This is a genomic window from Serratia proteamaculans, assembly GCF_008830365.1.
GTDB classification, from domain to species: domain Bacteria; phylum Pseudomonadota; class Gammaproteobacteria; order Enterobacterales; family Enterobacteriaceae; genus Serratia; species Serratia proteamaculans.
In genome coordinates, this window is sequence record NZ_WBKI01000003.1 from 317,302 (window position 1) to 340,729 (window position 23,428).

A 23,428-nucleotide genomic window follows, 5' to 3' on the forward strand; every position below is an offset into this window, starting at 1 on the left:
CTCTCTGGATCGGTAGTATCGATAACATGATAATCATCACTCCCGGTTAGTCCAGCACCTCTTAGAAGGAAATGAACGTTCAAGGGGCTGCAATGACGAGGGCGTTTTCTTAACCACTTCCCTGATATCATTGGAAACCGTATTCAAGTCTTGAACCTCTGCCTACGGCAGTCTAACCCCAAGACTAAAAGTGCTAATATTATGTTCATATTCAACTCTGAAAGATAAAATATTATCACCACGGTTAAAAACAGCATCTTTACTTCCTGACACAAACCATCATCCCCACATCAACATATCTCATTGAAAAGGAAGCACAGGGAATGACTCAAGTGAAGAAGTTATGGTTGATTGTCCCCTTTATATTCGGGTTCTCCAGCGCGGAAGCTGACTTGTTGTCCCCTGCAGAGATTGATCGGTCTATTTTCGCCAAAGACAGCGATTTTTCAGATCAGTTTTATTTCGAAGGGCCGGGAAACAAGCAGCTGCAAGCCACATCCTGCGCCGACTTTTACCAAAAATATCAACAGTTCGGGCCACCTGTTGAGCAATCCAGGAATGCGATGGATTTTAATACGCTTCGGCAAAATCTGGGGCCTGCCTGATCAATCACAGTTTACGGGCTGGCTCATTCACTGCTGGCCAAAAAGGGTTGGTTATTGGCACGCCAGCCAGCTTGCCGGAGCGGTTACCCGCTTTGATGTACCAGGCGATTAGCAACGAAAGCGTCAAATTAAGAGATCAAAAGGTTAGCGCAGGCAAATCCCTGAAAGCAGTCGATACGTCCATCCATTTTGTAGATAGAAAAGACGGTGTCTTTAACCTGGCTGATAACATTGCCGGCAACTATGCGATTGATTTCTTAGGGGTGGGCCGTGCGATGACTAATGGGGAAAAAGTGTATGTCGTGGAACAAAGCTACAGCGTGCAAAATGCGACCTATCGCAGTACGCGTTATTTCCTGCTGAAACCTGAAAAAGACGGCCGCTACAGTGTAGAGACTGAAGCCATTGTCTTTCCATAAACAGGGTCCAGCTCAGCCTGAGCTTTAAGCACTCAACGAATTTCTGTCTACTCTGTTTTTAATCTGGCGATGAAATCGAGCATATCAGCACAACTGAGGACACGGCCTTCATCCACATCAAGCCACGAATTCCAGGCACAAAAAAACCACCTTTCGGTGGCTTCTTGTTCGCGCTGTACTAATGGTGCCGAAGGCCGGACTCGAACCGGCACGTATCTCTACGGTTGATTTTGAATCAACTGCGTCTACCGATTTCGCCACTTCGGCACTGCAAGTAGTATGCGGAAAACGTGGGCATTATACCTTTCAGCGATCCGCGTGCAACACTTATCCGTTGTTCAATGAGTTAAGTGCTGAAAAAATCGTCGCCGGGGTCACATTTGGCCCGTTTTGTGGGCGCCGCATGCGGCGCCCCGACGTCCAAACCCACAGCAATCCCGCACTGCGCCCCACCAGGCGCCACAAACAAAAAAGGCGTAACCCAATGGCTACGCCCTCTTAAACTGCCTGCAGTACCGCTACTTGCGTTTTAGCAACATATAAATACTGATCAACAAGAACAGCATGCTTGGCAGCAACGCGCCCAACACCGGCGGCATGTTGTACACCAGGCTTAGCGGGCCGAATATCTGGTCCAGCACGTAGAACAGGAACCCGAAGCTGATACCGGTCACTACACGCACGCCCATCGGCACGCTACGTAGCGGCCCGAAGATGAACGACAGCGCCATCAGCATCATCACCGCAACGGAGAGCGGCGAGAACACCTTGCTCCACATGTTCAGCTGGTAACGGCTGGCTTCCTGGCCGCTCTGCTTCAGGTACTTCACGTAGTTGTGCAGGCCACTGATGGAGAGTGAGGTTGGATCCAGCGCCACCACGCCCAGTTTGTCCGGGGTCAGGTTGGTTTTCCATTCGCCGGTCAAGGTTTGGGTGCCGGTAACTTGTTTTGGGTCGGTCAGATCAGAGGTATCTACCTGCGAAAGCTTCCACACGCCGTCTTCAAAGCTGGCGGTCGCGGCATAACGCACCGTCTCCAGCCTGCGCTGGTCGTTGAAGTGGTAGATGTTCACGCCGGAAAGCTCTTTCTCGCCCGCTACGCGTTCAATGTAGATAAAGTCGGTGCCGTCTTTCGCCCACAGGCCGTTCTTGGTGGAAAGCAGTGAACCGCCGTACATCTGCTGTGCACGGTAGTTGCGCGCCATCTGGTCGCCCTGCGGTGCCACCCACTCGCCAATCGCCATGGTCAACAGCACCAGCGGGATGGCGGTTTTCATCACCGAACCGGCGATTTGCATGCGGGTAAAGCCAGAAGCCTGCATCACCACCAGTTCACTGCGCGTTGCCAGTTGCCCCAGGCCGAGCAATGCGCCCAACAGGGCCGCCATCGGGAAGAAAATCTCGATGTCTTTCGGCACGCTCAGCAGGGTAAACATCCCGGCGCTCAACGCCGTATACTCGCCCTGGCCCACTTTACGCAACTGGTCGACGAACTTGATGATGCCGGAAAGCGACACCAGCATGAACAGCGTCATGATGATGGTGTTGAAAATTGTCTTACCGATATATCGGTCTAAAACACCAAACATCAGGCCGCTCCTCTCAGGCGTGCACGCAGTTTACGCATCGGCACGGTATCCCACAGGTTCAGCGCCAGCGCCAGCGCGAAGTACGCCGCGTTGACCACCCACAGCCATATCATCGGATCCAGCTTGCCCTTGCCGCCGTTAGAGCGCAGCGAGGTCTGCAGCAGGAAGAATATCAAATACAGCAGGATGGCCGGCAGCATGCTCAGCACACGGCCCTGGCGCGGGTTCACCACGCTGAGCGGCACCACCAGCAACGCCATAATCACCACCGACAACACCAGCGTCAGGCGCCAGTGGAACTCGGCGCGCGCGTCCGGGTCGTCAGACGCCAGCAGCGTCGTCATTGACATCTGCTCGGCCTGGTTACCGTCCACGGCGACCGCACGGTGGCCTACTACAGCTTTATAGTCGTTGAAATCGGTAATGCGGAAGTCACGCAGCAGTGCGGTGCCCTCAAAGCGGGTGCCCTTGTCCAGCGTTACTACCTGCGAACCGTCTTTAATCTGGTTGATCTGACCGTGCTCGGCCACCACCACGGAAGGGCGTTGGTTGCCGTTCGGCCGCAGTTGCGCCAGGAACACGTTGTTGAAGGTGCTGCCTTTAACGTTGCCGATAAACAACACCGCGTTGCCGTCTTGCGAGGTTTTGAACTGCCCTTCCGCCAGCCCGGCAATACTGGGGTTGGCTTTGGCTTCGCTGAGCACTACGTCCTGATAGCGCGAGGCCATGGGGCCTGCCCAGAACACGTTGACCGCCGCCACAACGGAGGTGATCAACGCCAGCACCATAGCCGAGATAATCAGGGTTCGTTTACCCAGTCCGCAGGCATGCATGACGGTGATTTCGCTGTCGGTATACAGCCGCCCAAGCGTCATCAATAGGCCGAGAAACAGGCTTAATGGCAGGATTAGCTGCGCCATCTTCGGCACACCCAATGCGAGCAAAGAAAGAACTAAATTTGTCGGGACATCGCCGTCCACCGCATCGCCTAACACCCTGACCAGGTTCTGACAAAAGAAGATCAGAAGCAGGATGAACAAGATCGCGATTTGGCTCTTTAGCGTTTCCCGTACCAGATATCTTATGATGATCACGCTTATTACGCCTGTGAAAACTTGTCTTTTTGCAGGAAAATCGATAGTTTCATCGCTAATCCGCCATTTATTCTCATCATATGGCAACCGACACAGCTAAAATAGTATTACAACATCTAGCATTTGGGTGTCCTATAGGAACTTGCCTATAGTCGCCAAAACAGAGCAATTTACGCCGTTCAGGTTAACATAACTCGTTAACTCAATGGCGGGAGATCGTTACGGAGTGCGTCATTCTAGCCGTAGCGCCTGCCTTTGTCTTTAAGATTCAGGAGAGTGCATGGAGTTCAGTGTAAAAAGCGGTAGCCCGGAAAAACAGCGCAGTGCCTGTATTGTAGTCGGCGTTTTTGAACCGCGCCGCTTGTCCCCTATCGCAGAACAACTCGACAAAATCAGTGATGGTTATATCAGCGCTTTGCTGCGCCGTGGCGAACTGGAAGGTAAAGTCGGGCAGACGTTACTGCTGCACCATGTACCTAACATTCTCTCCGAACGCATCCTGTTAATTGGCTGTGGCAAAGAGCGCGAGCTCGATGAACGCCAGTACAAACAGGTGATTCAAAAAACCATCAATACCCTTAACGATACCGGCTCCATGGAGGCGGTCTGCTTCCTGACCGAGCTGCACGTGAAAGGCCGCAACACTTACTGGAAGGTGCGTCAGGCGGTGGAAACCGCAAAAGAAACGCTCTACACCTTCGATCAGCTGAAAAGCAACAAAGTGGAGCCACGCCGTCCGCTGCGCAAGATGGTGTTCAACGTGCCAACCCGTCGTGAACTCACCAGCGGCGAACGTGCGATCCAGCACGGGCTGGCGGTGTCTTCCGGCATCAAAGCGGCGAAAGATCTCGGCAATATGCCACCGAACATCTGTAACGCCGGTTACCTGGCCTCACAGGCTCGCCAACTGGCGGACGCCTTCAGCACCAACATCACCACCCGCGTCATCGGCGAACAGCAGATGAAAGAGTTGGGGATGAACGCCTACCTGGCGGTGGGTGCAGGGTCGCGTAACGAATCATTGATGTCGGTTATGGAATATAAGGGCAACCCGAACCCGGACGCTAAGCCAATTGTGCTCGTCGGTAAAGGGCTGACCTTTGATGCCGGCGGCATCTCGATCAAACCTGCCGAAGGCATGGACGAGATGAAGTACGACATGTGTGGCGCCGCCACCGTGTACGGCGTGATGCGCGTAGTGGCGGAGCTGAACCTGCCGCTGAACGTGATCGGCGTGCTGGCCGGCTGTGAAAACATGCCGGGCGGCAGTGCTTATCGTCCGGGCGACGTGCTGACCACCATGTCCGGCCAGACCGTCGAGGTGTTGAACACCGACGCCGAAGGCCGCCTGGTATTGTGCGACACCCTGACCTACGTTGAGCGTTTCGATCCGGAGCTGGTGATTGACGTTGCCACCCTGACCGGCGCCTGCGTGATCGCGCTGGGCCACCACATCACCGGCCTGATGTCGAACCACAACCCGCTGGCGCATGAACTGATCGGCGCGTCCGAACAGGCCGGCGACCGTGCGTGGCGCTTGCCGATGTCCGACGAGTACTACGAGCAGCTGGACTCCAATTTTGCCGATATGGCGAACATTGGTGGCCGTCCGGGCGGGGCTATCACCGCAGCCTGCTTCCTGTCGCGCTTTACCCGCAAGTACAGCTGGGCGCACCTGGATATCGCCGGTACCGCCTGGCGTTCCGGCAAGGCCAAAGGGGCCACTGGTCGTCCGGTCGCCTTGCTGTCGCAGTTCTTGTTGAACCGCGCCGGGTTAAACGGCGACGATTAAATCTGAGTGGTAATTCAGGTATAATCCCGAGGGGCACAGCATGCTGTGCCCCTACACTTTTTATAGGCAGCGGTGAATCAGACCATGAAACAGGCAACGTTCTATCTAATTGAACACGCGGAACCCGCAGGTGCGCTCAGCGCGCATGAGGCCGTGGCCTGCGCCGTTGCCGCCAACGGCTTCCGTTCCGGCAAGCGGGTGTTGATCGCCTGCGAGAGCCAGGAACAGGCCCAGCGGTTGGACGAAGCGCTGTGGCAGCGCGATCCACACCAGTTTGTGCCACACAACCTGGCCGGTGAAGGCCCGCATTACGGTGCCCCGGTCGAACTGTGCTGGCCCGGCAAACGCGGTAACTCCCCGCGTGACCTGCTGATCGCCCTGCTGCCGCAGTTTGCAGATTTTGCTACTGCTTTCCATGAAGTGGTAGACTTCGTTCCTTACGAAGACACCCTGAAACAGTTGGCGCGCGACCGATATAAAGCTTATCGCAGCGTCGGCTTCCATTTGACCACGGCCACGCCGCCAACTCACTGAACAACGATATAAAATGGAAAAGACAAACAGTCACCTCGATACCGCCTACGACCCGAAAGAGATCGAACAGAAGTTGTACGATCACTGGGAAAACCAGGGTTACTTCAAGCCCAATGGCGATACCAGCCAGGAAAGCTTCTGCATCATGATCCCGCCGCCGAACGTCACCGGCAGCCTGCACATGGGGCACGCCTTCCAGCAGACCATCATGGACACCATGATCCGCTACCAGCGCATGCAGGGTAAAAACACCCTGTGGCAGGCCGGTACCGACCATGCCGGTATTGCTACCCAGATGGTGGTTGAGCGCAAGATCGCCGCAGAAGAAAATAAAACCCGCCATGACTATGGCCGCGACGCGTTCATCGACAAAATCTGGCAGTGGAAGGCAGAATCCGGCGGCACCATTACCCGTCAGATGCGCCGTCTGGGCAACTCCGTGGACTGGGAGCGCGAGCGCTTCACCATGGACGAAGGCCTGTCCAACGCGGTACGCGAAGTGTTTGTCCGCCTGCACAAAGAAGATCTGATCTACCGTGGCAAGCGCCTGGTTAACTGGGATCCAAAACTGCGCACCGCCATCTCCGATCTGGAAGTGGAAAACCGCGAGTCCAAAGGCTCCATGTGGCACCTGCGCTACCCGCTGGCCGACGGTGCTAAAACTGCCGAAGGCAAAGATTACCTGGTGGTCGCCACCACCCGTCCGGAAACCGTGCTCGGCGATACCGGCGTGGCCGTGAACCCGGAAGATCCGCGCTACAAAGATTTAATCGGCAAAGAAATCGTTCTGCCGCTGGTTGGCCGCCGCATCCGCATCGTCGGTGACGAACACGCCGATATGGAAAAAGGCACCGGCTGCGTGAAAATCACCCCAGCGCACGACTTTAACGACTACGAAGTCGGTAAACGTCACGGCCTGACGATGATCAACATCCTGACTTTCGACGGCGATATCCGTCAGGAAGCGGAAGTGTTCAACACCCTCGGCGAAATCTGCACCGACTACTGCAACGAAATCCCGGCCCAGTTCCGTGGCCTGGAGCGTTTCGCCGCACGTAAAGCCGTGGTAGCCGCCTTTGAAGAGTTGGGCCTGCTGGAAGAGATCAAACCGCACGACCTGACGGTGCCTTACGGCGACCGCGGCGGCGTGGTGATCGAACCTATGCTGACCGACCAATGGTACGTGCGTACTGCCCCACTGGCGAAAGTGGCGGTGGAAGCGGTTGAGCAAGGCGAGATCCAGTTCGTGCCGAAGCAGTACGAAAACATGTACTTCAGCTGGATGCGTGACATTCAGGACTGGTGCATCTCGCGTCAGCTGTGGTGGGGTCACCGTATCCCGGCCTGGTACGACGTGAACGGCAAAGTCTATGTTGGCCGCAACGAAGCAGAAGTGCGCAGCGAGAACAACCTGGGCCCTGACGTGGTGCTGAACCAGGACGAAGACGTGCTGGACACCTGGTTCTCTTCCGGCCTGTGGACCTTCTCTACCCTGGGCTGGCCAGAGCAGACCGACGCGCTGAAAACCTTCCACCCGACCAGCGTGATGGTCAGTGGCTTCGACATCATCTTCTTCTGGATTGCGCGCATGATCATGCTGACCATGCACTTTATGAAGGATGAAAACGGCAAGCCACAGGTTCCGTTCAAGACCGTCTACATGACCGGTCTGATCCGCGACGACGAAGGGCAGAAGATGTCCAAGTCGAAAGGTAACGTGATCGACCCGCTGGACATGGTTGACGGCATCTCGCTGGAAGACCTGCTGGAAAAACGCACCGGTAACATGATGCAGCCGCAGCTGGCGGAGAAAATTCGCAAACGCACCGAGAAGCAGTTCCCGAACGGCATCGAACCGCACGGCACCGACGCCCTGCGCTTCACCCTGGCGGCACTGGCTTCCACCGGCCGTGACATTAACTGGGACATGAAGCGCCTGGAAGGCTACCGCAACTTCTGTAACAAACTGTGGAACGCCAGCCGCTTTGTGCTGATGAACGCCGAAGGCCAGGACTGTGGCTTCAACGGCGGCGAGAAAGTGCTGTCGCTGGCGGATCGCTGGATCCTGGCTGAATTCAACCGTACGGTGAAAGCTTACCGCGAAGCGCTGGACACTTACCGTTTCGATCTGGCAGCCAATATCCTGTACGAATTCACCTGGAACCAGTTCTGTGACTGGTATCTGGAACTGACCAAGCCGGTCGTGAGCAACGGCAGCGAAGCGGAACAGCGCGGCACTCGCCATACGCTGATCACCGTGCTGGAAGCCCTGCTGCGCCTGGCGCACCCGGTGATCCCGTTCATTACCGAAACCATCTGGCAGCGCGTGAAAACCCTGACCGGCGAAACCGCAGACACTATCATGCTGCAGCCGTTCCCAGAGTACGACGCCGCACTGGAAGATACGCAAGCGCTGAACGACCTGGAGTGGATCAAGCAGGCGATCACCGCGGTACGTAACATTCGCGCCGAGATGAACATTGCACCGAGCAAACTGCTGGAAGTGCTGCTGCGCAACTGCAATCCCGACGCTGAGCGCCGCGTGCAGGAGAACCAGAGCTTTATTCAGCGTCTGGCGCGTCTGGAGTCGATCGCCCTGCTGCCTGCCGGTGACAAAGGCCCGTTGTCGGTTACCAAACTGGTGGACGGTGCCGAGCTGCTGATCCCTATGGCTGGCTTTATCGATAAGGACGCCGAGATTGCGCGTCTGTCGAAAGAGATGGGCAAGCTGGATGCGGAAATCGCGTCGATCGAAGGCAAGCTGTCTAACGAAGGGTTTGTGGCACGTGCGCCAGAAGCCGTGGTCGCTAAAGAGCGCGAACGTCTGACGGCCTGCAAAGAAGGCAAAGTGAAGCTGCAGGAACAGCAGGCGACCATCGCCGCGCTGTAATCTGTCGGTTCGCTGCAACAGCTGAAAACAGCGGGGATTTCCCCGCTGTTTTTTTATCGCCGTTGCATCCGGCCCGCTTAAGATGTTATTACAAGGTATTAATGCTGCATGGACGCCGCCGGGCTATAAACCCGGTGCGCTTTATGTTGCGATAAAAACGAATGTGGTTCCCTTTAATGGCGAGTGTAAACATGACAACAGCAACCCCAGTACGTCTTCTGGTGCGCCCAATAACGGCTGATGATAATGCCGCTATTGCTAATGTCATTCGCGAAGTCTCCGCCGAGCACGGTTTGACAGCGGACAAAGGCTATACCGTTTCCGACCCCAATCTGGACGTCTTGTATCAGCTCTACAGCCTGCCTCGCAGCGCTTATTGGGTGATAGAAGTCGACGGTCAGATTGCCGGGGGTGGCGGTGTTGCGCCGCTGCAGGGCGGTGAAGTGGATATTTGCGAATTACAGAAAATGTATTTCCTGCCGGTTTTACGCGGCCAGGGCCTGGCAAAACGCCTGGCGCTGCAGGCACTGGAGTTCGCCCGTCAACAGGGTTTCCGCTGTTGTTATTTAGAAACCACCGCCAGTCTGACGCAGGCCATCGGCCTGTATGAGCATCTGGGCTTTGAGCATATCGACCAGGCGATGGGTACCACCGGCCACATCGACTGCGAAGTCACCATGCTGAAGACGCTGTAATCTTGCTACTGCGCCCGCGGTAATAACGGGCGCAGTATGCAGCGCCCCTACTGGGATCGCACCCTCTGCGTCACCCCGCCCTTGATAGCCAACTCAATCCGGCTCAGCACCAGGCTGGTCAGGTACGACACCGCAATTAACAGCAGCAGGATCAGCGGCGTATAGCGCGGCGCAAAGATCAGCTTCTGGGTGAAGTAATAGCAATAGAAGCTGTGGGTCAGCCACATATACATCGAATGCTTGCCCAACTCGCCTACCACCCGGTTCACCCAACTGCCCAACCCATCTGCCGTATTCATCAGCGCAATAATAAACAGCGGCGTCACCAGCAGCAGCCCAGGATTGTGCGCGACGATAAATACCGCCACCGTCACCATCAGCAAGATCAGCGGATGGGTGCGGTTCAGGGTGGTGATCAGTTTCGCCAGCCACGAGTTCGGCGGCATTTTCTGGCTGCGGCCAAACACCATGCCAAAGCCAAACGGCAGCAACCAGGTGCAATATTCGATCAACACTTCTGGCGCCCAGCCAACATACTGCAACCCCTTGCCACACAGCGCCGCCAAAAACAGCAGCCCCAGCAATGGGCCGATATTCAAGCGCGACAACAGCGGCAAAGAGAGCACATACAACACGTAGAGTTTAAAGAACCACCACTCGCTGTTATAAGTGGATTTTATGCCCATCAGGTTTTCGAGAAACAGCGACGGCGACAGGGAATATCTTTCGCCCGGAAAGAAAATGATGCCAATCGGCACAAAGATAAACAGCACTATCCAGTAGCTGATATATAAGTTCTTCAGCTTGCCCCAGATATATTTAAACGAGACTTCTTTTTTCAGCGAGAACCCGTAGCCGGAGAGAAACAGAAACATCGACACGCAAATCTTGCCGAACAGACCAACAAACATCTCAATATCGACGCTGTTAACCATATGATAAACCGTGATGTCCGGGCTAATACGGCTCGGGTAGGCAAACAGGTGGTGGATTAACATCAGAATGATGGCAATCCCTTTTAAATAATTAGATTTATTAATCGAAATTTCCATATTTCTTAATATCTTATCCAATAACAGGTTTCGTCATCATATAGCAGCTATTTTGCTCTGACACCCTCTTTCCAGATCGGATAAGTCTCATATTTAATATTCCTTTAAGAAACAATGCGCCGGGTATTTATAAAACCCCAGGTTTTCCTCTCTAATCCATACCGCTCAGAAAAACCAACAAAATATTAATATAGTCATGTTATTTTTTATTGATAAAAATCATACAGATAATAAAAAACATAAATATTTTTTGTGATATTCATTAACAAATTAATGAATTCAAATTGACCAGCCGCCCGCTTGCGATACTCTGCCAGCACAGGCTCATGCCGCAATCGCACAGGGAGCAGTCATGTCGGAAAACGCTTTTGATTACATCATTGTCGGCGCAGGCTCTGCCGGCTGCGTACTGGCGGCGCAGTTGATCCGCCGCACACAGGCACGAGTGCTGCTGCTGGAAGCCGGTGGCGAAGACAATAACCTGTTCATCAAGATGCCAGCCGGCGTGGCGAAGATCATCGCCAAAAAAAGCTGGCCGTATGAAACCGAGCCGGAGCCGCATGCCAATAACCGCCGCATGCAGATAGCCCAGGGTAAGGTGCTGGGCGGCAGCAGCTCGGTCAACGGCATGATCTATATTCGCGGCCAGCGACAGGATTACGACGAGTGGGCCGATCGTTATGGCTGCGTCGGCTGGGGCTATCAGGACGTGCTGCCCTACTTCAAACGCGCCGAGGCCAACGAAAGCCTGTCGGATGCCTATCACGGCGGCGAAGGTCTGCTGCCGGTCAGCGAGAACCGCTATCGTCACCCGCTCAGCATGGCGTTTATCCGCGCCGGCCAGGAGCTGGATCTCCCCTACCGCAACGATTTCAACGGCGACAGCCAGCACGGCGTCGGTTTCTACCAGACCACCACCCACAATGGCGAACGCGCCAGCACCGCACGCACTTACCTGAAAGCGGTGCGAAACGAGCAGCGGCTGGTGGTGAAACTGAATGCGCTGGTGCACCGGGTGGTGTTCGATAACAACGTCGCCACCGGCGTGGTGTATAGCCAAAACGGCGGCGCCGAAGTCACCGTTCATGCCACGCAGGAAGTGATCCTCAGCGCCGGTGCAGTAGGATCGCCGAAGATCCTGATGCTGTCCGGCATCGGACCACGTGAACATCTGCAACAGTTGGGCATCGAACCGCTGGCGGATCTGCCGGTGGGCAAGAACTTCCACGATCACCTGCATATGTCGATCAACGTTAGTACCCGCGAGCCGATCAGCCTGTACGGCGCCGATCGCGGCCTGCAGGCGCTGCGTCACGGCACCGAATGGCTGGCATTCCGCAGCGGCGTACTGAGTTCAAACGTGCTGGAAGGAGCCGCCTTCACCGACAGCCTGGGTGACGGCAGGCCAGACGTACAAATCCACTTCCTGCCGCTGCTCGACAGCTGGGATGACGTGCCCGGTGAACCGCTGCCCAATATCCACGGTTTCACGCTCAAGGTCGGTTATCTGCAGCCGAAGGCACGTGGCGAAGTGTTGCTGCGCAGTCGCGATCCCAAGGATCCGGTGAAACTGCATGCCAACTACCTCGGCCACCCGGAAGATCTGGCCGGCAGCGTGCGTGCGGTGAAGTTCGGCCTGCGTTTCCTGCAAACCGCCGCTCTCAAACCGATTATCAAAGATCTGCTGATGCCACAACCCGCTTGGCTGAACGATGAGGCGCAATTGCAAGAGTTCGTGCGCAACTTCTGCAAAACGGTATATCACCCGGTGGGCAGCTGTCGCATGGGGCAATCTCCGCAGGACTCGGTGACGGATTTACAACTGCGGGTGCACGGTTTTGAACGGCTGCGGGTGATCGACTGCTCGGTGATGCCACAGGTGACCAGCGGCAATACCAATGCGCCGACCATCATGCTGGCAGAGAAAGCGGTGGATTTGTTGCTGGGCGCGCCGGAATAACATCATTATTCATGGGTGCCCGGCAATCAGGCGGTGACGGGCACGCCGCTGTGGAAGCGGAACTCGCTGTCCGGGCTTTGGATCAACGCCGCTTCGATACGGCCAAAATGGGCCACCCGCTCACTGATATCGCCACCGGCAATCTGTTCGGCCAATGTCAGGTAGTCCTGATAGTGGCGCGCTTCGGAGCGCAGCAGCGAAACATAGAAGCGGTTTAATTCGTCGTCCAGGTGTGGTGCCAGCCGGGCGAAACGTTCGCAGGAACGCGCTTCGATATAAGCACCGCAAATAAGTTTATCAATTAGCGTGACAGGATCGTGGGTGCGGATCTCACGGATCATGCCTTTGGCATAGCGGCTGGCAGTGATTTTCTTATACGGGATCTGCCGCGCCAGCATGATCTCTAGTACCTGCGAGAAATGATGCAGTTCTTCTTTGATCAGCAGCACCATTTTATCTGCCAGATCCTGACCATAGGCCGAGCCGTTTTTCGGCAGGATCTTACGGGTGAAATTGTTTTGCTTGAACAGCGCTTCCGGCACGCCCTGCGCTTCATGCAGAAACGCCTCGTAAGGCCTGAGCAGGGCCAGCAGCGCATCGCCGCTCTCCTTGTCCGCCACGTAACGACGGATCAACCACATGCCGGTCTGCGCGGCTTTTAACTCACACACCATATGGTCGGTCAGCAACAGCGGCAGGTTTTCCGGGCGCCGCGCGGCGTCAATCCAGGCGTCTGGGGTTTCACAGTGCAGGAAGTTTAAAATCGGGGCTAACAGGGATTGGTATTTCATCGGCTCTTATCAGAGGGCCGGCTAGCGCCGGCCCACAGCGTTTATTAATGGCGTTTACCGTCGTCGTCTTCGTCGATGAAATCACCTTCTTCTTCTTCATCGTCGCCTTCTTCGCCGTTCGGATCTTCAAAGTAGGTGCCCCAACCGTCGTAGTTAACGCCACAACGTGCCGCCAACGCCACCAGTTGCTCAACCTGAGCGTCGATCACTTCGGCGTTCAGACCCACTTCGCTGATCACGTCACAGCACATCACCAGAGTACCGTCTTCCACTTCCAGTTCTTCGGCGTCGGTCACTTCAAAGCCTAACTTGAAGGCTTCGACAGCGGCTTTCTCCAGCACTTCAAACTTCTCGGCAGAGAGATGGTGTTCGATGGTGTAGAGCGCCTCTGGATCGCTGCCGTCTTCCAGCAGTTCTTCGATGATCAGGCGGGTCTCTTCACGTTGTTCGTCTAGCTGTTCGCTGTTTGCCATGCCTATATCCTCAAGTCAAATGGCCTGTATTGCGCCTATTTTCACACACCGTCGGCATTGCTTCCACGATAAACGTGAAAGATTTCCACTCCGGGGTTGAAATTGAATATTCATACATATAAAGTGAATTTAAATTCAGTTTAAACGGTAAGGATATACGGCAATGAGTAGCATAAACCCGTTCTACAAACGTCACTTCCTGAGATTAATGGATTTCACCCCGGCACAACTGCAAGCGTTGCTGAAACTGTCGGCCGATTTGAAGCTGGCCAAGCAGCAGGGTAAGGAAACCCGCCACCTGCAGGGCAAAAACATCGCGCTCATCTTCGAAAAAGACTCGACTCGTACCCGATGCTCTTTCGAAGTTGCCGCATTCGATCAGGGTGCTCAGGTCACCTATCTCGGCCCGAGCGGCAACCAGATTGGCCATAAAGAGTCGATGAAAGACACCGCCCGCGTGCTGGGTCGGATGTATGACGGTATTCAGTATCGGGGTTACGGCCAGCATCTGGTGGAAACCCTGGCCAAACATGCCGGCGTGCCAGTGTGGAACGGGCTGACCAACGAGTTCCACCCGACTCAGTTGCTGGCGGACCTGCTCACGGTGCAGGAACACCTGCCGGGCAAGCCGCTGAACGAGGTGAAATTCGCTTATCTCGGCGACACCCGCAACAATATGGGCAACACTCTACTGGAAGCCGCCGCGCTGGCCGGTATGGATCTGCGTCTGGTAGCACCGAAGGCCTGTTGGCCACAGCCGGAGCTGGTCGCCGAGTGTCAGGCACTGGCAAAACAGACCGGTGCCAAGATCACCCTGACCGAAGACATTGCCGAAGGGGTGAAAGACGCGGACTTCCTGTACACCGACGTCTGGGTGTCGATGGGTGAGCCGAAAGAAACCTGGCACGAGCGTATTGGGCTGTTGAAACCCTATCAGGTCAATATGGCGATGGTGAAGCTGACCGGCAACCCAAACGTTAAATTCCTGCACTGCCTGCCGGCGTTTCACGACGACCAAACCACCCTTGGCAAGCAGATGGCAGAGCAATACGGACTGCATGGCGGCATGGAAGTCACCGATGAAGTGTTCGAATCGGCGCACAGCGTGGTATTCGATCAGGCAGAAAACCGCCTGCATACCATCAAGGCGGTGATGGTCGCCACCCTGAGCGAAACCTTCTGACACCCGCGCGGGTTTACAGACCCGCACCTCCTTTCTGCCAATCCCAGGCATTACGTCTAAGATGTTTAAAGCATATCAAATAGCCGATTAACCTTTGTCAGCCACCGGCAAAGGTTTTACCGTGCATGCTGACGGCGAAACGCCGCGAAAACTAACGATAACAACGACTTCTCGGCACCGGAGCCTGCGGTGCATTCAGGGGAAATATCAATGAAAGCCAAAGTCCTGCCGCTGTTAATTCTTGCCGCACTGTCCACAGCCACGCTGGCTGCCACTCCACCCAACACGCTGGTGGTGGTGCAATCGCTGGATGACATCGTCAGTCTCGATCCGGCGGAAGCCAACGAACTGTCCAGCATCCAGACCGTGCCAAGCCTGTATCAGCGGCTGGTGCAGGCGGATCGCGACGATCCGGCGAAGGTGGTGCCGGTGCTGGCGGAAAGCTGGCAGGGCAACGCCGCCGCCAAAACCCTGACGATCAAATTGCGTCCACAGGCAGTATTTGCCTCCGGTAACCCGCTGACCGCCGATGACGTGATCTTTTCCTACAGCCGCGCGGTGAAGATGAACAAGTCACCGGCATTTATCCTCAACGTGCTCGGCTGGCAGCCGGATAACATCGACGCACAGCTGAAGAAAATCGACGACCATAGCCTGCAACTGAGCTGGACGGCAGACGTCAGCCCGGCAGTGGCGCTGAATATTCTCTCTACGCCGATCGCCTCGATCGTCGACGGCAAGGCGGTGCAGGCCAACATCAAAGACGGTGACTACGGCAACGCCTGGCTGAAAATGCACTCCGCCGGTAGCGGGCCGTTCAAAATGCGCGTTTACCAACCGCATCAGGCGATTGTGCTGGATGCCAACCCGACGTCGCCGGGTAGTAAGCCGCTGCTGAAAAGCATCATCATTAAAAGCGTGCCGGACTCTGCCACCCGTCGCCTGTTGATCCAGCAGGGCGACGCTGACGTGGCACGCGAGCTTGGCCCGGACCAAACCGTGGCGCTGAAGACTCAGCCGGGTGTGAAGGTGCTGGAGATCCCATCCGCCGAGCAAAACTATCTGGTGTTCAACACCGGCAATACCGCCAATCCGCTGCTGAAAAATCCGGCCTTCTGGGAGGCGGCGCGCTATCTGATCGACTATCAGGGCATCACCAAAGACCTGCTGAAAGGCCAGTACTTTGTTCACCAGAGCTTCCTGCCGGTCGGCTTGCCGGGGGCGCTGAAAGACAACCCGTTCAGCTTTGATCCCGCCAGGGCCAAGGCGATCCTGGCCAAGGCCGGTATCACCAACGCTGCGCTGACGCTGGACGTGGAGAACAAACCCCCGTTTATCACCATCGCTCAGGCCTTGCAGGCCAGCTTTGCCGAGGGCGGCGTGAAGCTGGAGCTGTTGCCGGCCGCCGGCAGCCAGGTCTATTCGCGGGTACGCGCCCGCCAGCATCAGGCTGCGATCCGTCTGTGGATCCCGGACTACTTTGACGCCCATTCCAACGCCAGCGCCTTCGCCTATAACGACGGCAAAACCAGCACGGTGGCTGGCCTCAATGGCTGGCAGATCCCACAGTTAAGTCAACAAACATTGGCAGCGGTGGCCGAAGCCGATCCGGCCAAGCGCACCGCGCTGTATACCGCCATGCAGCAGGAACTGCAGCGCAGTTCACCGTATGTGTTTATCGATCAGGCCAAAACCGAAGTGGTGCTGCGCGATAACGTCAAAGGCTACCAGCAGGGTCTGAATGCCGACATGGTCTACTACGATCGCGTCAGCAAGTAAGCAGATTGGCCAAAAGGTGGCAGAGCTCTTTGTCGCCTTTTCTATTCCCCGCAGACTCAGGAGATACCCGCTTCACGCCCTGTTTAGTTATACTGGCGTAATGGATGAAGAGCGGAATTAAGGATATTTCATGAATAACCTGCCCACCGACAGTCTCTTATCGGTGCAGAATATTTCCCTGGCCTGCCCAGGGAAACCCCCACGGATTAACCGGCTCACCTTTGCTCTGCTGCAAGGGGAGTCCGTTACCCTTATCGGCCCAAACGGCAGTGGAAAATCCACGCTATTGCGGCTGATAACCGGTGAACTCAAGCCCAGTGAAGGTGAAATTCTCTTTCAGGGAACGCCCTTATCCGCCATTAAGCCCCAGCAACGCGCGCGCTCTATCGCCTTGCTTAGCCAGCACGACAATGCAGATTTACGGCTTAAGGTTAACGAGTATGTGACCCTGGGCCGATTGCCCTGGCAGGCTGAAAAGGGACAATCCGAGCACCCGTTGATTGTGGCAAAAGCGATGGATGACGTGGGTATCCGCCATCTGCAAGATATGCCATTAGGCCAGCTTTCGGGTGGTGAACGTCAACGTGCCGGGTTCGCCCGGGTGCTGGCGCAGCAGCCGACATTGCTATTACTTGATGAGCCCACCAACCATCTCGATCCCCTGGCCCGACACCAACTGCTGTCGCTGATCCATGAAAAAAACATCGCTACCTTGAAAGTGCTGCATGATCTTGAGTTGGTCCAACCCTTTTCCGACAAAGTCATCATGATGAATCAAGGGGAAATCCTTTGTTATGGCCCCCCCGATGCGGTGCTGGAGTCAGCGCATCTGCAACAGGTGTTTGGTATGAAATCGCTGCAAGCCCGCCACCCGGTCACCGGCGCAGCCTTACGCTTTTTCGAGGCGCTACCGACCTTATCCCGCTGAAATTCACCCAAGTCGACGGTTGTTTGATCTAACTACATTTGTCGTACAAATTATTCAGGTATGTTGCCCCGGTTTCCAACCAACCGGGCGACTGACTCCGGTTGATGAACCTGGAGTCGATGTGAAAAAGTTATTCCTCACCGCATTACTGGCATTAGCCTCAACAAGCACCGCTGCTTCTGGCTTCCCTGTCACGGTAGACAACTGTGGCCAGCCACTGACTTTTAGCCAGGCCCCACAGCGTGCCGTGATTCAAGACATCAATATGTCGCAAATGGCGTTTGCCCTGCAGCTACAGCCGTCCATGGTTGGCGTCACCGGGATCTCCGGCTGGTATAAAAACACCCCTGAATTCACCCAGCAGCGAGGGACTATCCCTGAGCTGGCACCGAAATATCCGACCATCGAAAATCTTCTCGCCGTGGAGCCTGACCTGTTCTTCGCTGGCTGGAACTATGGGCTTCGTGGTGATGTAACCCCACAGGCGCTGGCAAAATTTAATATCAAAACGCTGGTGCTGAGTGAAAGCTGCATTCACGTCGACAGCCATCGCCCGCGTGCCAGTCTGGATTTGTTATACGACGACATCATCAGGCTCGGTAAAGTCTTCGGCAAACAGGAAGATGCACAAACGCTGGTCAATGGCTGGAAGCAGCAAGTAGCCGATATCCACAGCAAAGTTGCGACCCAAAAGCCGATAAAGGTGTTCCTTTATGATTCCGGTGAGGATAAGCCCTACACCAGCGGGGCTTACGCGATGCCGACGGCGATTATTGAAGCCGCCGGAGCGAAGAATGTGATGGATACCCTGAATACCAGTTGGACGACCACCAATTGGGAAAGTGTTGCAGCGACGGAGCCTGAATTTATCATTCTGGTGGATTACCAGTCAGAGGCAACTGGCGATATCGACGCACGGCAACGTTTCCTGGAACAACATCCCTTGATGAAACACACCCTGGCGGTGCTCCATCATCGTTATTTGAGATTAAAATATCAGGAACTGACGCCAGGGCCGGTCAATATTGATGCCATCTATAAACTGGCTCACGCACTTCACCCCACTGTCTTCATCTGATGACGGAAAAAATGCGTTTCCGGTTGGTATGGGTCATCGCCCCGCTATTGCTGGCAGGGCTGATCCTCGCCAATGTGGCACAAGGCAGCGTGTCGCTCTCCTTTTCGCAGGTGATGACCGCGCTGGGTATCACCTCTGGCGAAGTGCCGCCGATGATCAAAAGCATTGTGCTGGAACTCCGTCTGCCCCGAACGCTGCTGGGGTTACTGGCCGGGGCCGGGTTGGCACTGGTCGGCGCGCTATTACAAACCACCACCCGCAATGACCTGGCCGATCCCTTCCTGTTCGGCCTTTCCTCAGGTGCCTCGGCCGGTGTGGTCATGGTGATCACCCGGCTCGGTAATAGCCTCGGAGCCTGGGCATTACCGGTTTCCTCTTTTGTCGGTGGCATACTTTCGGCTGCGGTGGTGATGATTATTTTTATGACTCAATCGCAGAAAGGCACCGAGAAACTGATTATCTGCGGCCTGGCGGTCTCTTTTTTATTCGGCGCCTTCACCAATTATCTGGTGTTTTCCGGCGATCAACGCACCGCCAGCAGCGTGCTCTTTTGGACCCTGGGTGGGCTGGGGCTGGCGCGTTGGGATAATTTGATTTTTGCCTTGATAGCTTTGCTGTTACTGGTGGCATTGATTGCCGTACGCTGGCGCTCGCTGGACGGCCTGCTGGCGGGTGAACAAACCGCCGGTTCCCTGGGTATCGACACCCGTCGCTTACGCACTGAAGTCTTTCTGTGTTGTTCGCTGGCGACTGCGTTACTGGTGGCATTAACCGGCGTGATTGGGTTTGTCGGTTTAATGGTCCCTCATCTGGCACGCCCCTTTACCGGCGTTCTTCACCGGCGCCTGCTGCCGTTGGTGGGCGTATTGGGCGCCATATTACTCTCAGCCGGGGATCTGCTAAGCCGGGTCATTACCGCACCCCAGGAACTGCCTATCGGGATTATTACTGCCGGTCTTGGCGGTATTTTTGTGCTGGTTATTTTGCTACGACGAACCCCATGATCGTCGATTAACGCGGTCTGTCTCTGAAAGCCACCAGCCAATCGATTGCGAAAGGACAAAAATCGGCGTTTTAGCGCTTGCAGTGATCAAAAGCGCGAGTATAATGCGCGACAATTTGCCAGGAGAAAGCATGAAAAACGATGTTTGTTTTGTTAGCCACAATCGACAAAACCGACTGCCAATCGGCAGCACACTGCCGTTGTTTCTCCTGTTGCTAAACCGATCGTTTCAAGCCCCTCGTTGAGGGGCTTTTTTTTGCCTGAAAAATCTGTTCAAAGCCCCGCGCCACGGGCACGAGTCGAGGAGAGTGAAAAATGGCCAACCCGCTGTATCACAAACATATCATCTCTATTAACGATCTCAGCCGCGAGGATCTGGAGTTGGTGCTGCGCACCGCCGCCAGCCTGAAAGCCAATCCACAGCCCGAGCTGTTAAAGCACAAGGTGATCGCCAGTTGCTTCTTTGAAGCCTCAACCCGTACCCGCCTGTCGTTTGAAACCTCGATGCACCGCCTGGGTGCCTCGGTGGTGGGCTTTGCCGACGGCAGCAATACCTCACTCGGCAAGAAGGGCGAAACCCTGGCCGACACCATTTCGGTGATTGGTACCTACGTCGATGCCATCGTGATGCGCCATCCACAGGAAGGCGCTGCACGGTTGGCGGCCGAATTCTCCGGCGGCATTCCGGTGCTTAACGCCGGTGACGGGGCCAACCAACACCCGACCCAGACGTTGCTCGACCTGTTTACCATTCAGGAAACCCAGGGCCGCCTGAGCAACATCAATATCGCCATGGTCGGCGACCTGAAATACGGCCGTACCGTGCACTCACTGGCGCAGGCGCTGGCCAAGTTTGAAGGCAACCGCTTCTTTTTCATCGCTCCGGACGCGCTGGCGATGCCGGCCTACATCCTGCAGATGCTGGAAGAGAAAGGTATCCAGTACAGCCTGCACAGCAGCATTGAAGAAGTGGTGCCGGAGCTGGATATTCTCTACATGACCCGGGTGCAGAAAGAGCGTCTGGATCCTTCCGAATACGCCAATGTGAAGGCACAGTTTGTTCTGCGCGCGGCGGATCTGACCGGGGCACGCGACAACCTCAAGGTGCTGCACCCGCTGCCACGCATTGATGAGATCACCACCGACGTGGATAAAACGCCGTACGCCCACTACTTCCAGCAGGCGGGCAACGGTATTTTCGCCCGTCAGGCGCTGTTGGCGCTGGTATTAAACGCAGATTTGGCTCTTTAAGGGGGAACCGTCATGACTCACGATAACAAACTGCAGGTTGAAGCGATCAAGTGCGGTACGGTGATTGACCATATTCCGGCGCAGATAGGCTTTAAATTGCTGACGCTGTTCAAGCTGACCGCCACCGACCAGCGCATCACTATCGGCCTGAACCTGCCTTCCAACGAGCTGGGCCGTAAAGACCTGATCAAAATCGAGAACACCTTCCTGACCGAACAGCAAGCCAACCAGCTGGCGATGTACGCACCAAAAGCCACCGTCAATCGCATCGACAATTACGAAGTGGTACGCAAGCTGACCCTAAGCCTGCCGGATCATATCGACGGCGTGCTGACCTGCCCGAACAGCAACTGCATCAGCCGCAGTGAGCCGGTGTCTTCCAGCTTTAGCGTGAAATCCCGCGACGGCGACGTGCACCTGAAGTGCCGCTACTGCGAAAAAGAGTTCGAACATCAGGTGGTGTTGCAGGCAGACTGAAATATGCCTATTGACCGGGAACGGCGCTGTTAATCTGCTCGCCACTCCCTATAATGAGTCACTGAAGTAAATACCCACGTTTATTACCCAATGGATTTCGAGCCGCAGTTAGGCGGCAAGTGTGGGAGTCCCCAGGAGCTGACTTAAGTCAGTGACTGGGGTGAGCACACGCAGTCAACAACGCTGCGGTTTGAAAGACGAAGGGTAAATCAGGAGAAAAAATGTCACGTAACATCAGCACTGAACTCGCCCCGGCAGCCATTGGTCCTTACGTGCAGGGCGTTGATCTGGGTAGCATGATCATCACTTCCGGCCAGATCCCGGTCGATCCTAAAACCGGCGCCGTTGCCGACGACGTAGCCGCACAGGCACGCCAGTCACTGGAAAACGTTAAAGCGATCGTTGAAGCTGCCGGCCTGAAAGTCGCCGACATCGTGAAAACCACGGTCTTCGTAAAAGACCTGAACGATTTCGCCACCGTTAACGCCGCTTATGAAAGCTTCTTCACCGAGCACAGCGCGCCGTTCCCGGCCCGTTCTTGCGTCGAAGTCGCCCGTCTGCCGAAAGACGTGAAGATCGAAATCGAAGCCATCGCCGTTCGTCGTTAATTCCACGATCGCGCACGCGCCCAACGGTCAGCCATCGGCTGGCCGTTTTTATTTTAGGAAAATTATTATTCCAGTCATTTTATAAAGATAACTCCATTCTCAATGGAGTCTCATTCCCACAACGCTGAGCCAGCGGATCGATATCATTTATCATTCGGCAAGCGCGGTGAACTTTATCCAACCCTATTCTTATATGAAACGCGACAACGTGCAGGGCCTGTTCAGGGACAATATGGTGAATGGCCAATCGACGGTGCAGCTCTACCAAAATACCTACCAATAGGATTGCAGCAACCTGAAGTATTTTCTGCAACACAGCGGGATCGAAGAACCGCACTTTACCCGACAAATGCTGCTTAATTATCTGCGGCAGTCTATCGGCACCTCGCAGCAATCATTGCAGGTATAAAGACCAGGGCGCCCGGAAATGTGAAAGGTGATTATTGAACTGAATAATCTAATGGCCGCTATTGCGGCCATTGCTGATTACTTATGGGTTCGGTTTCGACGGATACCGCCGGCAACTTCGATGATCGGATCAGTTTGAGGTTTAATGTGCTTGGCTGCTTGTTTCAAAACGGCTATCACATCCTCAGGTGAGGCGGTAATTGCCCTCCCACGTGGCGTCAGGCTGTTAATCTCCTCAGAGCTATAGGTTTTGACCATTGTCAGCCCTTCCCCTTCGGCTTTATACACTTCCAGCTCATAGGAAGCAGTTTCCGCTACAATCCGACCTGTAGTTTTAATGACCATATCACCCCCTATAATCCCGTCAGCAGGTCATCATTATCGCTCAAATATTGTGCAGCATCAACCGAGGCCGATGAATCTGGACGGATTGAGTCTTCGATAAACCATTGGAATAAAGCCTGTGCATCACGATAGAGAATGCCATTATCACCTGAGGTGATATCAATAAAGTGATGTTCATTGATGTAGTAATCAGCGACTCTCGCATTGATCGGTGATATTAGCCGCAAGCCTACGCATTGGGTTTCGACCATGAACAACACGGCTGCATAGAGAGCAAAGCGAAAGGTATTGCCATCAAGACACGAGTCTTGGATGTGGAAATTTTGCAGCATTTCAACATTGAGCACCGCAGGCATATTGCCTGTCGCGGGGCAAAACTGACATATACAGGCACCAGCCAGCCTTTGATCCGCATCCAGAATTTTTAAAGCTAAATCTGAAAACATCGGGATTATCCAGCACCGCTCCGCTCAA

General features: G+C 55.0%; 22 protein-coding genes, 1 tRNA gene and 1 pseudogene. 16 read left to right on the forward strand and 8 right to left on the reverse strand.

Annotation, left to right across the window (positions count from 1 at the left end; translation table 11 throughout):
- Positions 1-323: 323 nt before the first annotated feature.
- Positions 324-605: a hypothetical protein gene (locus tag F8R23_RS24290; RefSeq protein WP_244953394.1), complete on the forward strand. Its 282-nt coding sequence runs from the start codon at positions 324-326 to the stop codon at positions 603-605.
- A gap of 95 nt (positions 606-700) precedes the next feature.
- Positions 701-1,024: a hypothetical protein gene (locus F8R23_RS24295; RefSeq protein ID WP_244953395.1), complete on the forward strand. Its 324-nt coding sequence runs from the start codon at positions 701-703 to the stop codon at positions 1,022-1,024.
- Between the two features lie 182 nt (positions 1,025-1,206).
- On the opposite strand, the gene F8R23_RS14975 is transcribed toward F8R23_RS24295, so the two are convergent.
- The 3 genes from F8R23_RS14975 to lptF form a co-directional block, all read right to left on the reverse strand.
- Positions 1,207-1,291 (reverse strand) — tRNA-Leu (locus tag F8R23_RS14975).
- Positions 1,292-1,542: 251 nt separating this feature from the next.
- The gene (gene lptG / locus F8R23_RS14980; RefSeq protein ID WP_112347973.1) at positions 1,543-2,613 is read right to left on the reverse strand and encodes an LPS export ABC transporter permease LptG; all 1,071 of its coding nucleotides are present in this window, start codon (positions 2,611-2,613) and stop codon (positions 1,543-1,545) included.
- Positions 2,613-3,707, reverse strand: coding sequence for an LPS export ABC transporter permease LptF (gene lptF / locus F8R23_RS14985; protein ID WP_151415771.1), 1,095 nt, complete (start codon positions 3,705-3,707; stop codon positions 2,613-2,615). The genes lptG and lptF overlap by 1 nt, the downstream gene beginning before the upstream one ends.
- 280 nt (positions 3,708-3,987) lie before the next feature.
- Between lptF and pepA the strand changes: the two genes are divergently transcribed.
- The 4 genes from pepA to F8R23_RS15005 all read left to right on the forward strand — a co-directional run bounded on the left by pepA (position 3,988) and on the right by F8R23_RS15005 (position 9,618).
- A complete protein-coding gene (gene pepA / locus F8R23_RS14990; protein WP_012005018.1) occupies positions 3,988-5,499 on the forward strand; it encodes a leucyl aminopeptidase in 1,512 nt (503 codons plus the stop codon).
- Positions 5,500-5,583: 84 nt separating this feature from the next.
- Positions 5,584-6,033, forward strand: coding sequence for a DNA polymerase III subunit chi (locus F8R23_RS14995; RefSeq protein WP_129934096.1), 450 nt, complete (start codon positions 5,584-5,586; stop codon positions 6,031-6,033).
- Between the two features lie 13 nt (positions 6,034-6,046).
- Positions 6,047-8,923 carry a valine--tRNA ligase gene (locus tag F8R23_RS15000; protein ID WP_151415772.1) on the forward strand — a complete coding sequence of 959 codons (2,877 nt, stop codon included), beginning with the start codon at positions 6,047-6,049 and terminating at the stop codon, positions 8,921-8,923.
- A gap of 191 nt (positions 8,924-9,114) precedes the next feature.
- Positions 9,115-9,618 carry a GNAT family N-acetyltransferase gene (locus F8R23_RS15005; protein WP_129934094.1) on the forward strand — a complete coding sequence of 168 codons (504 nt, stop codon included), beginning with the start codon at positions 9,115-9,117 and terminating at the stop codon, positions 9,616-9,618.
- A 47-nt stretch (positions 9,619-9,665) separates the two neighbouring features.
- On the opposite strand, the gene F8R23_RS15010 is transcribed toward F8R23_RS15005, so the two are convergent.
- Complete coding sequence (locus tag F8R23_RS15010) at positions 9,666-10,670, reverse strand: acyltransferase family protein (RefSeq protein ID WP_129937959.1); 1,005 nt, start codon at positions 10,668-10,670, stop codon at positions 9,666-9,668.
- Between the two features lie 352 nt (positions 10,671-11,022).
- Between F8R23_RS15010 and F8R23_RS15015 the strand changes: the two genes are divergently transcribed.
- Positions 11,023-12,630, forward strand: a complete 1,608-nt coding sequence (locus F8R23_RS15015; RefSeq protein ID WP_129934092.1) for a GMC family oxidoreductase — start codon at positions 11,023-11,025, stop codon at positions 12,628-12,630.
- 26 nt (positions 12,631-12,656) lie between these two features.
- On the opposite strand, the gene miaE is transcribed toward F8R23_RS15015, so the two are convergent.
- Both miaE and rraB read right to left on the reverse strand, forming a co-directional pair.
- A complete protein-coding gene (miaE, locus tag F8R23_RS15020; RefSeq protein ID WP_151415773.1) occupies positions 12,657-13,421 on the reverse strand; it encodes a tRNA isopentenyl-2-thiomethyl-A-37 hydroxylase MiaE in 765 nt (254 codons plus the stop codon).
- A gap of 44 nt (positions 13,422-13,465) precedes the next feature.
- Complete coding sequence (rraB, locus tag F8R23_RS15025) at positions 13,466-13,894, reverse strand: ribonuclease E inhibitor RraB (RefSeq protein WP_099065051.1); 429 nt, start codon at positions 13,892-13,894, stop codon at positions 13,466-13,468.
- A 163-nt stretch (positions 13,895-14,057) separates the two neighbouring features.
- On the opposite strand from rraB, the gene argF reads away from it, so the two are divergent.
- The 9 genes and pseudogenes from argF to F8R23_RS24420 all read left to right on the forward strand — a co-directional run.
- Positions 14,058-15,077 carry an ornithine carbamoyltransferase gene (gene argF, locus F8R23_RS15030; RefSeq protein WP_112347966.1) on the forward strand — a complete coding sequence of 340 codons (1,020 nt, stop codon included), beginning with the start codon at positions 14,058-14,060 and terminating at the stop codon, positions 15,075-15,077.
- A 210-nt stretch (positions 15,078-15,287) separates the two neighbouring features.
- A complete protein-coding gene (locus F8R23_RS15035; protein ID WP_151415774.1) occupies positions 15,288-16,856 on the forward strand; it encodes an ABC transporter substrate-binding protein in 1,569 nt (522 codons plus the stop codon).
- Between the two features lie 130 nt (positions 16,857-16,986).
- The gene (locus tag F8R23_RS15040; protein ID WP_129937963.1) at positions 16,987-17,784 is read left to right on the forward strand and encodes an ABC transporter ATP-binding protein; all 798 of its coding nucleotides are present in this window, start codon (positions 16,987-16,989) and stop codon (positions 17,782-17,784) included.
- Between the two features lie 121 nt (positions 17,785-17,905).
- Entirely contained in the window at positions 17,906-18,862 is a 957-nt protein-coding gene (locus tag F8R23_RS15045) for an ABC transporter substrate-binding protein (RefSeq protein WP_151415775.1), read from the forward strand.
- Positions 18,862-19,866 (forward strand): FecCD family ABC transporter permease, encoded by a 1,005-nt coding sequence (locus F8R23_RS15050; protein WP_151415776.1) that lies wholly within the window; start codon positions 18,862-18,864, stop codon positions 19,864-19,866. Before F8R23_RS15045 ends, F8R23_RS15050 begins: the two co-directional genes overlap by 1 nt.
- Positions 19,867-20,180: 314 nt before the next feature.
- Positions 20,181-21,116, forward strand: coding sequence for an aspartate carbamoyltransferase (gene pyrB / locus F8R23_RS15055; RefSeq protein WP_112347954.1), 936 nt, complete (start codon positions 20,181-20,183; stop codon positions 21,114-21,116).
- Positions 21,117-21,128: 12 nt separating this feature from the next.
- Complete coding sequence (gene pyrI, locus F8R23_RS15060) at positions 21,129-21,593, forward strand: aspartate carbamoyltransferase regulatory subunit (RefSeq protein WP_020825003.1); 465 nt, start codon at positions 21,129-21,131, stop codon at positions 21,591-21,593.
- 221 nt (positions 21,594-21,814) lie between these two features.
- The gene (gene ridA, locus F8R23_RS15065) at positions 21,815-22,201 is read left to right on the forward strand and encodes a 2-iminobutanoate/2-iminopropanoate deaminase (protein ID WP_017891419.1); all 387 of its coding nucleotides are present in this window, start codon (positions 21,815-21,817) and stop codon (positions 22,199-22,201) included.
- 124 nt (positions 22,202-22,325) lie between these two features.
- A pseudogene (locus F8R23_RS24420) lies at positions 22,326-22,610 on the forward strand (SDR family oxidoreductase); the annotation flags it as partial.
- A 77-nt stretch (positions 22,611-22,687) separates the two neighbouring features.
- On the opposite strand, the gene F8R23_RS15075 reads toward F8R23_RS24420, so the two are convergent.
- Positions 22,688-22,954 (reverse strand): hypothetical protein, encoded by a 267-nt coding sequence (locus F8R23_RS15075; protein ID WP_129934084.1) that lies wholly within the window; start codon positions 22,952-22,954, stop codon positions 22,688-22,690.
- A gap of 8 nt (positions 22,955-22,962) precedes the next feature.
- Positions 22,963-23,400, reverse strand: a complete 438-nt coding sequence (locus F8R23_RS24225; RefSeq protein WP_211369077.1) for a hypothetical protein — start codon at positions 23,398-23,400, stop codon at positions 22,963-22,965.
- Between the last annotated feature and the right edge of the window lie 28 nt (positions 23,401-23,428).